General features: G+C 38.7%; 13 protein-coding genes and 2 pseudogenes. 14 read left to right on the forward strand and 1 reads right to left on the reverse strand.

The window, feature by feature from the left end:
• The first annotated feature begins 156 nt into the window (after window positions 1-156).
• The 9 genes from KH364_RS05010 (at window position 157) to KH364_RS05050 (ending at window position 8,817) form a co-directional block, all read left to right on the forward strand.
• Window positions 157-915: an SDR family NAD(P)-dependent oxidoreductase gene (locus KH364_RS05010; protein ID WP_009351934.1), complete on the forward strand. Its 759-nt coding sequence runs from the start codon at window positions 157-159 to the stop codon at window positions 913-915.
• Window positions 916-1,105: 190 nt separating this feature from the next.
• Entirely contained in the window at window positions 1,106-1,708 is a 603-nt protein-coding gene (locus KH364_RS05015) for a hypothetical protein (protein ID WP_273298828.1), read from the forward strand.
• Between the two features lie 46 nt (window positions 1,709-1,754).
• Window positions 1,755-2,339: a hypothetical protein gene (locus KH364_RS05020; protein WP_273298829.1), complete on the forward strand. Its 585-nt coding sequence runs from the start codon at window positions 1,755-1,757 to the stop codon at window positions 2,337-2,339.
• 233 nt (window positions 2,340-2,572) lie between these two features.
• Complete coding sequence (locus KH364_RS05025) at window positions 2,573-3,523, forward strand: ABC transporter permease (protein ID WP_273298830.1); 951 nt, start codon at window positions 2,573-2,575, stop codon at window positions 3,521-3,523.
• Complete coding sequence (locus KH364_RS05030; RefSeq protein WP_273298831.1) at window positions 3,516-4,325, forward strand: ABC transporter permease; 810 nt, start codon at window positions 3,516-3,518, stop codon at window positions 4,323-4,325. Before KH364_RS05025 ends, KH364_RS05030 begins: the two co-directional genes overlap by 8 nt.
• Before the next feature lie 68 nt (window positions 4,326-4,393).
• Window positions 4,394-5,917: an ABC transporter substrate-binding protein gene (locus tag KH364_RS05035; RefSeq protein ID WP_273298832.1), complete on the forward strand. Its 1,524-nt coding sequence runs from the start codon at window positions 4,394-4,396 to the stop codon at window positions 5,915-5,917.
• The gene (locus tag KH364_RS05040; RefSeq protein ID WP_273298833.1) at window positions 5,910-6,677 is read left to right on the forward strand and encodes an ABC transporter ATP-binding protein; all 768 of its coding nucleotides are present in this window, start codon (window positions 5,910-5,912) and stop codon (window positions 6,675-6,677) included. The genes KH364_RS05035 and KH364_RS05040 overlap by 8 nt, the downstream gene beginning before the upstream one ends.
• A 1-nt stretch (window position 6,678) precedes the next feature.
• Window positions 6,679-7,419, forward strand: coding sequence for a dipeptide/oligopeptide/nickel ABC transporter ATP-binding protein (locus KH364_RS05045; protein WP_273298834.1), 741 nt, complete (start codon window positions 6,679-6,681; stop codon window positions 7,417-7,419).
• 198 nt (window positions 7,420-7,617) lie between these two features.
• Window positions 7,618-8,817, forward strand: coding sequence for an NADH-dependent flavin oxidoreductase (locus KH364_RS05050; RefSeq protein WP_273298835.1), 1,200 nt, complete (start codon window positions 7,618-7,620; stop codon window positions 8,815-8,817).
• A 107-nt stretch (window positions 8,818-8,924) separates the two neighbouring features.
• On the opposite strand, the pseudogene KH364_RS05055 reads toward KH364_RS05050, so the two are convergent.
• Window positions 8,925-9,272: pseudogene (locus KH364_RS05055) on the reverse strand (hypothetical protein).
• A 422-nt stretch (window positions 9,273-9,694) separates the two neighbouring features.
• Between KH364_RS05055 and KH364_RS05060 the strand changes: the two are divergent.
• From KH364_RS05060 to KH364_RS05080, 5 genes and pseudogenes are all read left to right on the forward strand, one after another.
• On the forward strand, window positions 9,695-10,123 hold the full coding sequence (locus KH364_RS05060) for a VOC family protein (protein ID WP_273298836.1): 429 nt from the start codon (window positions 9,695-9,697) through the stop codon (window positions 10,121-10,123).
• 141 nt (window positions 10,124-10,264) lie between these two features.
• Window positions 10,265-10,897 (forward strand): hypothetical protein, encoded by a 633-nt coding sequence (locus KH364_RS05065; protein WP_273298837.1) that lies wholly within the window; start codon window positions 10,265-10,267, stop codon window positions 10,895-10,897.
• 387 nt (window positions 10,898-11,284) lie between these two features.
• The gene (locus KH364_RS05070; protein ID WP_009351901.1) at window positions 11,285-11,692 is read left to right on the forward strand and encodes a hypothetical protein; all 408 of its coding nucleotides are present in this window, start codon (window positions 11,285-11,287) and stop codon (window positions 11,690-11,692) included.
• Window positions 11,693-12,046: 354 nt separating this feature from the next.
• A pseudogene (locus KH364_RS05075) lies at window positions 12,047-13,168 on the forward strand (IS1249 family transposase).
• 159 nt (window positions 13,169-13,327) lie between these two features.
• Window positions 13,328-14,536: a hypothetical protein gene (locus KH364_RS05080; protein WP_024066164.1), complete on the forward strand. Its 1,209-nt coding sequence runs from the start codon at window positions 13,328-13,330 to the stop codon at window positions 14,534-14,536.
• Window positions 14,537-14,643: the final 107 nt, after the last annotated feature.

Raw genomic sequence — 14,643 nt, forward strand, 5'->3', positions numbered from 1 at the left:
TACAGATGAGCCAGCATATCATTTTAGGAAATAGAGGAAGGCTCCAATGTATACACTATTTTTATCGATTATAGGTAGTAGGGTAGCGTTTTTTGATTTTTATAATGGTATAATGAACTTGATAGAATAAAACGGATTGATAATAAGGAGGCTTTTATGGCTCGTAATGTTTTTGTTACTGGTGCAACGTCTGGTATTGGTCTTTGTATTGCTGAGGCTTATGCCAAGCATGGCGATAATGTGTTGATTTCTGGTCGTCGTGCTGAGTTATTGGGCGAGGTACAGGCTCGTTTGTCTAAGGAATATGGCGTGCGTGTTGAGACTTTAGTTCTTGATGTACGTAGTCGCGAGGATGTTGAAAGCAAGGTTCCTGCTGCTATCGAGGCTTTTGGTGGCGTCGATGTGCTCGTTAATAATGCGGGTCTTGCACAAGGGCTTGATCCTTTCCAAGATAGTGCTGTTGATGATGCGGTGACTATGATTGATACCAATGTGAAAGGCCTTTTATATGTAACAAAAGCGGTATTACCTTTCATGATTGATAAAAATGAAGGTCATATTGTAAATATGGGTTCTACTGCAGGCATTTATGCATATCCTAATGGTGCAGTATACTGCGCTACAAAGGCAGCGGTAAAGACATTAAGCGATGGCATTCGTATGGACACCATAGCTACAGATATTAAGGTTACTACCATTCAACCAGGCATCGTAGAAACTCCATTCAGCGAAGTACGATTCCACGGTGATGCGGAACGAGCTAAATCTGTGTACGCTGGCATTGAGGCTGTGCAACCAGAGGATGTAGCCGATGTAGTATTGTATGTAACTAATCAACCTAAACGCTTACAAATCTCTGATGTAACCATCATGGCGAACCAACAAGCGGCAGGCTTTATGGTACATAAGAAATAGCTTAATATTTGATAGTTTGGGTAAAAGTAACTAGTCATATCATAGTTGATAAATGATTTTATTTACCTATATTAATAAAAACCGATATATGATGAATATTACTTGAATTCCCCAATTATTTAGGATATACTTATTAAGCGTATTTTAATAAATATAATTTTACAAAATATATTTTGTGGAGTATATTATTATGACCTCAATACTAAAGAAATCTTTTTTGATGGCGTTAGCTTGCGTCTGTATAGGTACTTATGGAGTTGTTAAGGCTCAAGATGCTATAGATGCACAAACTAAAGTTTCTGGCCCCCTAGAGATGTCTGTTGAAGCAGCTATTCCTGGCGTTGTTATGCCGAGTCCTGTACATGTGTTCACTACAGTTAAAGAAGCGGCGGAGTATATGAATATTACACCACAGATGCCAAAGTTGTTACCTGTAGGCTTTAATATTCAATCTGTTATAACTTTAGAGAAAGATATATTACAAGTTGTTTATGTCTACGAACCCGGTATAGATCCGTACGTAAATAAAGCCGGTGGTGCTCTTATTTTTTATCGTACCTCTACTACATTAAAAGGTGATATCAGCGATGACCATAAGATTCATAAGGTTATAGAAACTGAAAGTGTAGATGGTACAAAGGTTACTTTCAAAGGTGGTAAGAAAATGGTTTATCTTGCATCGTGGATGAAAGATGGACAAAATCACTCTTTAGAATTTCAGCGTCCCGTTACACGAGATGTGGCGAAGGCTATTATCCATAATATTGTTGAGGAAAAATCACATACAAAATAAATGTGTTTTTAATAATTTTTTTATTGACCGAAGGGAGATTATACTCATGGTTAAAAAATTTGTATTAATGGCAGTTGCATGTGCTTGTGTAGGTTCTTACACTGTTGCTGGTGCGCAAGGTACTTTTGATGTAAAGCCAGATCCAGCTAAACCTGTAGTTGCAGAACAGGCAGCGCCAATGGTTGGTATGCCAAGCCCAATTCATGAATTCGCTACTATTAATGAAGCTGCTAAATACATGAATATTATGCCTCATCTACCTAAAGTATTACCTGTAGGCTATAATATTGAGTCTGTAAGCACAATCAATAAAGATGTTTTGCAAGTTGTGTATGTTTACCAAGCTGGCGAAGATTCTACTCGCAATCAAGCAGCAGGCAAACGTATTGTGTATCGCGTAGGTACTACAAAAGGTGATATCAGTGGTAATCATAAGGATTATCGCGTTACAGCTACAGAAAAAGTAAACGGTACAAAGGTTACTTTCAAAGGTGGCGAAAAAATGGTATACCTCGCTGGTTGGACAAAAGATGGTCAAAACCATGGGATGTACTTTGAACGTCCTGTAACTCGCGACATGGCGAAGGCTATTATTGCTAACACTGTAGCACCTACAGCACATACAAAATAATATAACAGTCCAGCCTAGTGGGATAGGCATGCGAGCTGTGGTGAAGCACTCGCATGGACACTGTAAGGGTTATATAAGAAGCGGCTCCTCTCATGAGGGGCCGTTTTTGTTTTGGTATGCAAAACTTTTATAATGATAACGATTCTAAATACCCGTATGGGTATATCTATCTAAGTATTACATTGATAGAATATAAATATAGCTATTTTGTGATAAAGAAGGCAGGTGATGTATTGTATCGATTAATACTACAACGTTTGGTGAGTATTGTAGGTATTTTATTGGTGGTTACTATCGGTACATTTGTATTGATAAAATTATCTCCTATCGACCCCGTGTCGATGAAGTTTAATCTTGTAGGGGCTACACCTGATCCAGTTGTGGTCGCGCAGATACGAGAGCAGTTAGGACTCAATGATCCTTGGTGGCAGCAATACTTACGTTGGTTAGGTCAAATTGTACAAGGTGACTTTGGTGAGTCTATTCTGTATGCTTTACCAGTAGCGACCATTCTTGGTGGCGCCTTGCCTAATACCTTGGGGCTAGTATCCTTAGCTCTTGTTATGGGGATTGCAGTAACAATACCTCTTGGTATAGTATCTGCAAAATATCAGGATTCTTGGATCGATCATGGTATACGTCTAGTAACGTTCTTGGCCTTAGCTATTCCTGGATTCTGGGTAGGTCTATTATTATTGTACTTATTTGGTGTTAAACTACAGCTAGTGTCGGTAACGAATACCAATGGCTTTTCTGCCTATGTATTGCCCGCGGTAACCCTTGCTTTATGGATATGTGGCCTCTATATTCGTCGATTGCGCAATGCTATTTTAGAAGTGTCGCGACAGCCCTTTGTACAGGGGGCGCGAGCATTAGGCTTGCCAGAATGGATGGTCTACACCCGTTACATATTCCCTCATGTGGGACTTATGTTGTTGCCTATGATGGGGGTAACTATGGGCGCTATGTTAGGTGGCTCTGCCGTTATTGAAACGGTATTCTCCATAAAAGGTATTGGTTACATGATGGTACAAGGCATTATGGCTCGCGATTATATATTGATGCAAGGTTATATCATCTGGATTACCTTGGTGTTCATCGTAATTAATATTATCATTGATGTATTGAGTGTTTGGCTGAATCCGAAGCGAAGAGCCGCCATAAAAGGAGGCTCTTATGAATAGACAAAAGCCCTATACTTTATACGTTATGTTGGTATTAGCAGCTCTGTGGATCGCATTTTTCTTATGCGCTCCCTATATAGCACCATTTGATCCTGAAACGACGAATATCGCGGATCGCTTACAAGATATTAGTAGTACCCATCTATTAGGTACTGACCAACTCGGTCGTGATGTGTGGTCTCGTATTTTGTACGGTGGTAAAGCCTCTTTAGGGATTGCTTTCACCATCATTGGCATTAGTGGGGCCATTGGTATCGCTATTGGTGGGTTAGCAGGATTCTCTACACCTAGTATTGACCGTTGGTTATCTCGCTTGATTGATTTGGTACTAGGGTTTCCGAACATGGTGATTGCCATTGCTTTCATCGGTATTATGGGACCTAGCATAACGAATGTAATCATTTCCTTGTGCATTACGAAATGGGCGGAATATGCCCGTATTACTAGAGGCCTCGTACAGATTGAACGCCACGCGGAGTATATTACCTTTGCTCGTATGTCAGGTGCTTCAAATCTACGAATTCTGTGGCGCTATATTCTGCCGAATGTATTGCCACCGTTGGTGATTGTTATTATTCAACATCTAGGAGATGCCATCATTTTGGTAGCCAGTTTCTCGCTCATAGGCATCGGTGTGCAACCGCCGGATCCGGAGTGGGGCGCTATCTTGTTGAGCTCCCGAGATTTTCTACAAACGGCACCGTGGCTGCTAATTTACCCGGGGCTCGCTATTTTTATTACTGTTGTTTTATTTAACTATATTGGTGATGTGTTGCGTGATGCTCTCGATGTATCTCGCTAACCGCGCTGTGTATAGATGTTTATGTTGAAAGCCTCTTTCACAGAGGCGATGTTCAAAAAGGAGAAGTTATGAAACGTTGGTTATTAGCATGTCTAACTATGCTGTGCATGGTAGCTCTCTTGGTAGGTTGCGGAAGTGATACCGCTAAACAAGGCAAACAAGGGAAGCATATGAATGTTGGTTTGTATTGGTTTGGTGAAACATTAGACCCAACTCACGAGTGGGATGCGTGGACATTGACGCGTATCGGCGCTGGTGAAACATTGGCAACGGTAACACCAGATATGAAATTTACTCCACAATTAGCAGACTCTTGGGAAAATGTGGATCCTACAACTTGGAAATTCCACATCCGTGAAAATGTAAAATTCCATAATGGCACTCCAATGACTCCACAAAAGGTAAAAGAATCCATCGAGTACACAATGAAACAAAGTGCTCGTTCTGCAAAAGCTGTTAAGATTGAATCTATCGCAGTAGATGGTCAAAACTTGATTATTAAAACAACAGAACCTAATGGTTCCTTGTTATCTAGCTTGACTGAACCAGCTTTCGTTATCATGGACACTGCAGATCTTAAAGATGTAGCATCTAAACCAGTTCTTACAGGTCCTTACAAAATCACTGCTTTCAAAAAAGGTGAAACAATTGAACTTGCAGCCTTTGCAGATTACTGGGGTGGCAAACCAGGTCTTGATTCCGTAACTGTAAAAGACATTGAAGACAACAATAAACGCGCTATGGCGTTGCAATCTAAAGACGTAGACGTAATTCAAAAAGTGGACTCTGCTAACCGCAGCTTGTTCAAAGACGGTTTCAATATTCAAGACGTTGCTGGCGTTCGTGTGTTTATGTTGAAAGCAAACCACACAGAAGCATCTCCATTGCATGATAAAGCTGTACGTTCCGCTATTGCTCATATCATTAACTATGATTCCATGGCTAAAATCATCGGCAATGGCTCTACACCAGGGGCGGCACCATTCCCGCCATCTGCCAACTTAGGCTATGATGCGATTGCTAATAAACCGATGACAGATGTAGCAAAAGCTGACCAAATCTTGACTCAAGCTGGTTACGCTAAAAATGCAAACGGCATGTATGCAAAAGATGGCAAAGAATTAGCGATTACCATTGCTATTTGGGGTAAAGACACAAGCTTATACGAAGAAATCCAACAAGAATTGAAAAAAGCGGGTATTGCTGTAACTCTTAAGAAATTACAAAGCCCTGATGAAGTAGATACACTTGGTACAGATGGTTTTGATTTGGTAGAACGCAATGTAGTGACTATGTCTACAAACGATCCTTACTGGTTCCTCAGCTTATTCTACAAAACTGGTGCGAAAGCAAACATTGGCGGCTACACTAATTCTCAAGTAGATGCGTTAATCGACCAATTGTCTGTAACATTTGATCAAAACGAACGCTCTAATATTGCAAAACAAGCGCAACAAATCTTAGTTGATGACGTGGCAGATATCTACTTGTTATATCCAAGTGCAACAGTTGTATCTACTACAAAAGTTAAAAATGTACCAGTACATCCTATCGATTACTACTTATTAACAAAGGATTCTACTATTGAATAAATCTGATTGTATCGTATTTGATAAGGTTACAATTTCATATGGTGCGGAGCAAGCGGTACGCGATGTATCCTTCTCCGTGCCCAATGGTGAGGTCTTTGCTATCGTTGGTGAAAGCGGATCTGGTAAATCTACGTTAGTTCGTGCCGCCTTTGGCATGTTGAAACAAGCTACCATTAGCGGCCAAATTTTACTAAACGGAACCGATGTTTCTACATTGAGTGATGGTGATTGGCGACAATTGCGGGGCACGAAGATTTCTATGATCTTTCAAAATCCCAGCGCCTATCTAAATCCAAATCGCACCGTAGAAAATCACTTTAAGGATTTGTTCTGTGCTCATGATGAAAGCTATGATGTAAGCCGCGTTATAGATATGCTTAATCTTGTTCACTTAACCGACGGAGAGCGTATCTTGCAGTCCTATCCGTTTCAATTGAGCGGTGGCATGCAGCAGCGATTGGCAATAGCTTTAAGCCTTATCTTGAAGCCGAGCATCGTATTTGCTGATGAACCAACTAGTGCCTTAGATATGCTGGTGCAAGCCTCTGTATTGGACCTTATGAAAGAGGTAACACAAGCCCTTGGTGCAACAGTGATTATCGTAACGCATAACATCAAGGCGGCGGCGCGCATTGCCAATAGTATTGGCGTTATGAATAAGGGACAGCTCGTTGAAGTAGGCTCCACCGAAGAGGTTATGGCATTCCCAAAAGATGAGTATACTCGTATTTTGTTAGATTCTGTAATGAAAGTGGTGTAGTATGATTCAACTCGAGAATATCTGTAAACAATATACAAACCACAATCATACGGTTCGTGCTGTTGATGATGTATCTTTTTCTGTAGCGGAGAATGAACGGGTAGGTATTGCTGGTGGTAGTGGTTCTGGTAAAAGTACATTGCTTAGGATAATTGCCCTGCTAGAAAAACCTACATCTGGCACCTTGCGACTCTTTGGTGAGGATATCCATTCCATTCAAAATCATACAGAAATATATCGCTCTATGCAGATGATGTTCCAAAATCCCTTGGCGGTGATTCCGCCTAGAATGAAATTAGAAGCATTTCTCTTAGAGCCGTATATCAACTATGGGCTTATGGATGTGGCGTCAGCAAAGGACGATATCCGTAAATGGATGCAACGAGTAGACTTGCCAGAAAATACGGTGTATAAATACCCTCACGAAGTCAGCGGTGGTCAGCTACAACGTGTCGTATTGGCACGGATCATGTTGATGAACCCCAAGCTAGTACTCTTTGACGAACCTACATCAGCCCTTGATGCGGTGAATCAAAAACTAGTGTTAGACCTATTACAAAAACTCCATTCGGAACAACCCTTCGGCTACGTATTCGTCAGCCATGACATCGGACTATTACAAGCCGTAACAGACCGAATCATCGTTATGAAAGATGGGCAAATTGTAGAGACTATCGAATCAAAACGACTTAAAGAAGCGGTACACCCATATACAAAATCACTTGTGGAAGCAAGTTTATAAAGAAATGCCCCTGTTTGGATATGCTCTTTTTACTGGAGAACCAGTAAAGGTGGTATATATCAATTAGACAGGGGCTTTTATTTATAAAACATATGATATAACGATAAATTGACATATCGCGAAATTACGATATAATTCAGTCATCAGCTAGATCTATATCGTATAAAATTCTTATAGTATTAGGAGAAAGAGGCTATAATGGCACAACATAACTTAACAGATACAATTACATTTCGTCGTGGCTTAACGATTCCTAACCGCATTGCCTTGGCTCCGATGCAAAGTCAATCTGCATTAGAGGGTGGCTATGTAAGTAATGATACGATTCGTTATTACAATCATCGTTCTAAGGCAGCAGGCCTATTGATTACTGAGTTTCACTATGTTAGTGAAAGTGGTGGCCCAGCGTACATGCCTGGCTATCCATCTCAAATGGGCATTTACTCTGATGTTCATTTAGAAGGGGCTAAGAAGCTTGCACAAGCTTTAAAGAAAGATGGTAATAAAGCGGTTATGCAAATCCATCACGGTGGACGCATGGCGATTGGTCGCTTTATCAATCATCAAGATGTGGTAGCGCCTAGCGACTTACAACGTAAGTTCCCTGTTCGTGCTCTTACTGAAAGTGAAATTGAAGAGATCATTGCAGACTTTGGTCGCGCTACAAAACGAGCTATTGAAGCGGGCTTTGATGGTGTAGAAATCCACGGTGCAAACCACTATTTATTGCAACAATTCTTCTCTGTATTGACGAACCATCGTACAGATAAATGGGGCGGCTCTTTAGAAAATCGTATGCGCTTCCCATTAGCCGTTGTCCGTGAAGTAAAACGCGTGGTAGCAGAAGCAGGCGTACAAAACTTTATCATTGGCTATCGCTTGAGCCCAGAAGAAATCCACGGTACAGATATTGGTTATACCTATAAAGAATCCCTTCAACTCGTAGAGGCTATTGTAAAAGAAGAGCTAGATTACATCCACTTATCCTTGTGGGGTGGCTATGATTCTAAACCAGAAGGTGCTGATCAATCCTTTGGCTCTTTATTCAAAGCGGCTCTCGATGATGAAACAAAACTTATTATTGTAGGTAATATCTTCAGCGAAGAAGCAGCTCGTGATGCCGTAGAAAATTACACTGACATTATCGCAGTAGGCCGTGGTACTTTGGTAGATCCTGAATTTGGTCATAAAATTATGAACGGTAAAGGTGATACCATCGTTCACGAAGTAACACCGGAACATGTTCCAAATATGCACCTAACACCAGGCCTATTTGAAGCCTTCACACGTACCGACTCCTTGGGCTTGCCACCATTACCTGGTGCAGAATCCATCTACGACCAACATAGAGGCACCTATGATAACCATCCACTAGCGATTCCATATGCAGAACAATAAATAGCAAACTGAAGGTCCCTGTTTCAAACAGGGGCTTTTTTGTATAAAAAAGTGGTTATCTACAATGTGTAGATAACCACTCAATAGGTAATATTCTGTTTATAGTATTATAAAATTTCTGCTTTCAAATTGATAATATTTTTTGCGGCTACGCAGCCAGGGCAGTCACAGAATTCTGCGCCTTCTGTTTTGATTTCTTTAGCATGTTGTAATAGGTTAGCTGCGCCTTCTTTGCCAAGGATTTGTGTAGCGAGTTCAGAGCCTGCAAAGCCGATTGTTTCGTCGATAAGTGCAATGTTTTGTTCTGCTACGGATACGAGTTGTTTTGTAAGTTCTTCTTGTTTAGGTGTACCTTCTGCATTAATTCAAGATTGAGCGAATTCCTTTACTGTTTCATTGCTTGTAGGTGCATCTAATAAAGCTTGTACGAGTTGTGTTAATTGTGTATGTGTCATGATAATCTCCTTGATATAACTACTAAATATGGGTTTGGAAAAATGCACTTAGTATCATATGAGCACCTATTCCTTTTGTTAAGTTCATTATAGCACTTACAGTAATTTTGAATAGTAGAATTATTTGCAATAGATACTATCAAATAGGATAGATTTGTGATGTTTACTGAGGAAACTTTTTGATATAATTTTATAATAAAAGCGGATTATCAATGATTGGTGCAACGTAGTTTTATTGAAGTTGTAAAAGATAGACTCAGGATAATATAAATAAATTAACGAGATGGGCAAAAGAGAATGTATATTGGCATTGAAAGGATAAAAGAGTATTTTTTAGCAGTGTGAGATACTTATCCTGATTTTGAAATGAAGATTTATAATCAATATGAAGATAAAAGTAATTTGAATTTATGGAGGTAGTAATGAATAAGATCACTTGCATTTGTTTAGGTGTTAGAGACATGGAAAAATCAATAAAGTTTTATAGAGATGGCTTAGGATATAAGACTGACTGTAAAGAAAATAATCCGCCAGTAATATTTTTTGATACGGCAGGGACAAAATTTGAACTATTTCCTTTGGAACAATTAGCAAAAGATATTGATGAAAATAATCTACCAGCGGGAAATGGATTTGCCGGAATTACATTATCTTACAATGTTGAACATAAAGAAGATGTTGATAATGTTATTGAATTAGTACGAAATGCTGGGGGAAAAATTGTAAAAGAACCACAAGATGTTTTTTGGGGTGGTTATCATGCATATTTTGCTGATCCAGATGGATATTACTGGGAAGTTGCATGGGGTCCAAACTTTAAGTTTGATGAAAAGGGATTATTGAAATTTTAGTAGTTAATCTTGCTCAGGTATGTCTTCGATATCAGCTTATTATAGACTTATAATCATGCTGTAACTAGTATTATATAGGCATTTATTCTTTTAGTGATATAATTTACTTAACATATGTAGTTTGTTTGTAGGGAGTAAATTATGAAGAAGGTAATATGTGCGTTAGCTACGTTAGCTTTTATAGGTTCCATTAATGTTGTGTCCGCAGATGATTCGACTCGTTTTAGACTCAATGGTAATTCGATTTATGATCAGCCTTATGGGGATCGGAATGAGTTCCCATGTCCCAATGGACTTGGTAGTTGTACTATAACTGATAGCGACTATAAAGGTATTCGTAAAGGTCAATCGCTAGAGGTGTTTGATACTGTATATGAGGCTAAGCAACATTTGAACTTTAAGCCTCAAGTGCCTATGGGGTTAGACCGGTTTCATGCTGTTCATGTGTCCATTGTAGATCGTGATGTGCTGCAAGTGGTCTATGCGTACCACGAACTTTTAAAAGGAAGATATTTCGATAGATCCGACGATATGTCGCAGTATATCAAATACCGAGTATCTACAGTATCAGGTAATATCGCAGGTGATTATAAGGATTACTTACCTCAGAAAACAGAGGTTGTAAATGATATAATTGTTACCTATCGAATGGTGGATGATTTTGTCTATCTAGCCTCTTGGGAACATGGGGGGCAGAACCATGTGTTTTTATTTAATGAGCTAGTTTCTGTTGAGCGGGCTAGAGAAATGATTAACAGTGTAGGTACTAATTGAGTTTATTACTGTACTATCTTTTTAAGCTTGATTAGCTTATAATATACATATAAAGAGAGCCCATTAACGTGATTAGGGCGTTAGGCTCATCTAAAACTGAACAAAATTATGATGACGCCTAACGTGTTAGAGGACTGCACTCCTCTATACGTTAGGCGTTTATCGTTGTACTACTTAACTAGTGCAATGATAGTGACTACTGATAACAGAACTATGATAATTACATAGGTAACTTCATGATTTGTCATAGTATCACCTCCTCGCGGAGATGAACCTAACTCACGTCAACGGACTCTCTTCGTAATAAGTATAGCAAAATACTTTTTACACAAATAGCGATATACAGTCCTCTTTGTTGTGGTTGATATTAAAAATAATGGAGCTTTTATGAACGCAGATAATTACAAGATTTCAACGTTGCCATATATAGAAAATGCTAGCAATGAGATAATGGAAAAGTACAATATAAAAGCACAATATGAAACGGAACCACCTCATGGAGATGCTATATATTCTATTTCTATAAAGGGGAAAGTATTACCGTTTTGGATTTATGGTAGGGACGTTACTTTCATAGGTAATAGTATGGTTATGGTCGAGTCTGTAAGATGCAAAACCTGGGATCCCATTGAAACCATTATTATTGATTTAGAGAATGAAGTGTATGCTAGTTTAAAGGAATGGTATACAGATATTTCATTTGTTAATAATCGAATAGAGTTTTCCAATCAAGTGGTAAAAATGGATAAACGAATTTTAAATAATTTTGAGAATTTAGAGTGGATAAGCTTTTAAGAGTGATTGCGTAGAGGATTTATTGACTACACTATAGTGAAGTGTTATTCTATATATGACAAGGGATGTCAATATGTGACATAGTCTCATATGAACGAAAAAATAGCAGGGTGGTAGCCCTGCTATTTTTATTGTGCTAGTTACTAACGAGAATGGGGTTATAGGACAAAACGTGTTGGTTTTATAGGCGATGGAGCCAGTAAATTACTGCTTCCATCGCCATTTTAAGTTCTTTTGATAAACTTAGAGGGTGGACAAAATGTATTGGTAAAAAGTCCCAAACCCCTTGATTTTACTGGCTTCAATAAGGTTATATCTTCTTAGAAAATCGTGTTCTAAGTGGAGGGAATAATCATGCTGGTAAGATGTATAAATTGTGGATTTTCTTGTCAAAAATATGGGAAAACTAAAGCTGGATCACAACGATGGCATTGTAAGCAGTGTAACATCACCTTTACACAAACTATTGATAATACTACTAAATGTTTTCATCGATTTCTAAATTGGTTATTTAGTAAAGAAACACAATAGGACATGCCTGGGCAGGGCCGTACATTTCGTAGACAGATAGCTGATTTCTGGCAAATATGGCCTATGCCGCCCAAAATTGAAACCTCGAGAGATGTGGTATTCGTTGATGGTATTTACTTAGCTAAAAAAGCTTGTATTTTGATCTGTTATGATGGTGAATATGTATTAGGGTGGTATTTATGTAGGTCAGAACAGTCTCGCTCATGGCAAGCTCTTATGCAGCGAATAGCGACACCCATTGTGGTCGTTTCTGATGGTGGACCTGGTCTTAGAAAAGCATTAAAAAAAGTTTGGCGTACCGCCAAGCTTCAACGTTGTATTGTTCATGCCGTATGGCAAGTACATCGTTACACTACTAGGCGGCCTAAGACATTAGCAGGCATTATGTTAAAAGATTTAGCAAGCGATTTATATAACGTAAAAACACAGGAAGATGCAAAAATATGGATTCAACGATTATTTAATTGGAGGGTGACTTTTAAAGAGTTTCTAAGTGAAATGACACGTGATAGTAATGATAATTTAAGAGCTACGCATGAACGATTACTAAAAGCCTATAACTCTCTAGTGGTATTAATTAATACAGAGACAATGTTTCGATATTTAGATGAAACATTGGTGTTGGATAAAGAATGTCCGAGGACTAATAACCCTATTGAAGGCGGAGTAAACGCACAACTCAGACGTTTATTGCGTTACCATCGAGGGATGTCTGTAGAAAAACGCATAAAAGCGGTCTTTTGGTGGTGTTATTTACACTCACCAAGACCGCTTTCTGCAAAAGAAATACTTAAGGTAATGCCAACTGATGCAAGTATTTCTACAATATATAGTTCTATGAATGAAAGAGCCCAACTTCAAGGCATAATTCCAACTTGGGGGGATGCCATTTCTTGGGGTGATTTGCATAACTATGACAAATTATCTTTCAATGATTGGGATTAAAGTACCAACACGTTTTGTCCTATAACCCTTTTAGTTGCCAACCCATTTTCAGATGAGATATTAATAGGTCGAGGTATTACCTCTAGAATTAATATATTCCCTCGTGCTATATTACATATGAGTAGTATTTTTACGTTCATATGTATAAGGAGATACTCTATGTTTAACTTTTATAGTGAGTTATTATTACGTTTACAGAAACAATTTGTATCCGAACATGAATCTGATTTCAAATCTATTGAGGATTTGTTAGAAGCATTTATGACTCAATATAATCGTGGTGATTTTAATAATACGATAGAAATGAAATTACGTGATTTATATGAGGCTGCAGAAGAGGCTGATACGAATGAGAAATCAAGGAAGTTATACAATGAAATCCTTGCATTATGTCCTGATGAAGTAGATGCTAAACGAGAACTCATAGCCCTTGAGTTACATCCAAGCTTTCAAATTTATCAGTTGAAACAGCTAGTAGAATCGTTGAAAAAACCAAAGAAAATAGATTGGAATATAATAGAGACGCGTCCTTATATGCGTTGCCTCATCGACATGGGGATGATATATTTAGAATATAATATGTATAATGATGCGATTGCCTGCTTTACGCCAGTTTTTCACGGAGACAAGCAAGATCATTCAGGATTTCTTGTGTATATGATGGTTGCTTGTTGTGGCGCTGCCAACTGGGATCGCGGCCGCAAGGTATATCAGCGATATCTTGCATGTTGCGATGATATACAAAATGCATTTAATCAGGCTCCGGATATCATGTTGCCTATGCATATGCTGTATATTCTATTGGCTTTGGAGTGTGGTGAAAGCAAGATAGCCCATGATGTATTAGCAGATCTTGTTGATGAATATGAAGATATTGATTGGTTATTACAAGATGCAACGCGCTGGAACGATTTTGTAGAAGATCATTTAGAGGCTATTATGTATATGGTAGACCAAGTGAGCAACATAGATTCTGACCCACGAGAATTAATAAGCTTATATACTGCTATCTCATTTTTACCAACTCAATTAGTGGATTTTGAAAGTCCATTATGGCAGACTCTATATGATGCGTATGAACGTGTTACCGGTCGAACTGTTATAAATCGGTACTCTAATGATAGTTATATGGGAAAACGCGAGTCCGCTCATATGAGCCCCGTAGAGGTTGCTAAAGGTGGGGCTTTGCGTGGAAATCCGGTATATGACAATATACGGTTCGGTGCACAAATTACACTTTCACAAGCCGGCCTATACACAGTAGATGATTTTAAAACAATTACTAAACAAGAAGTATTGATGCTACCGGGCATTGGTAAAAAAACAGTGGAACAACTAGAGCATAATGGTGTTATATTTAAAGCCTAAGATGTGACTTGAATTTAATAGCGATCCTAGGATAACGAAGGGCTATTTGTCTTTTTCATAATTAATATAATCCCTTTGATGAGTATCTTGGTACTGATCAAGGGGAT

The organism is Veillonella sp. oral taxon 158, assembly GCF_018376515.1.
GTDB lineage: Bacteria > Bacillota > Negativicutes > Veillonellales > Veillonellaceae > Veillonella > Veillonella rogosae.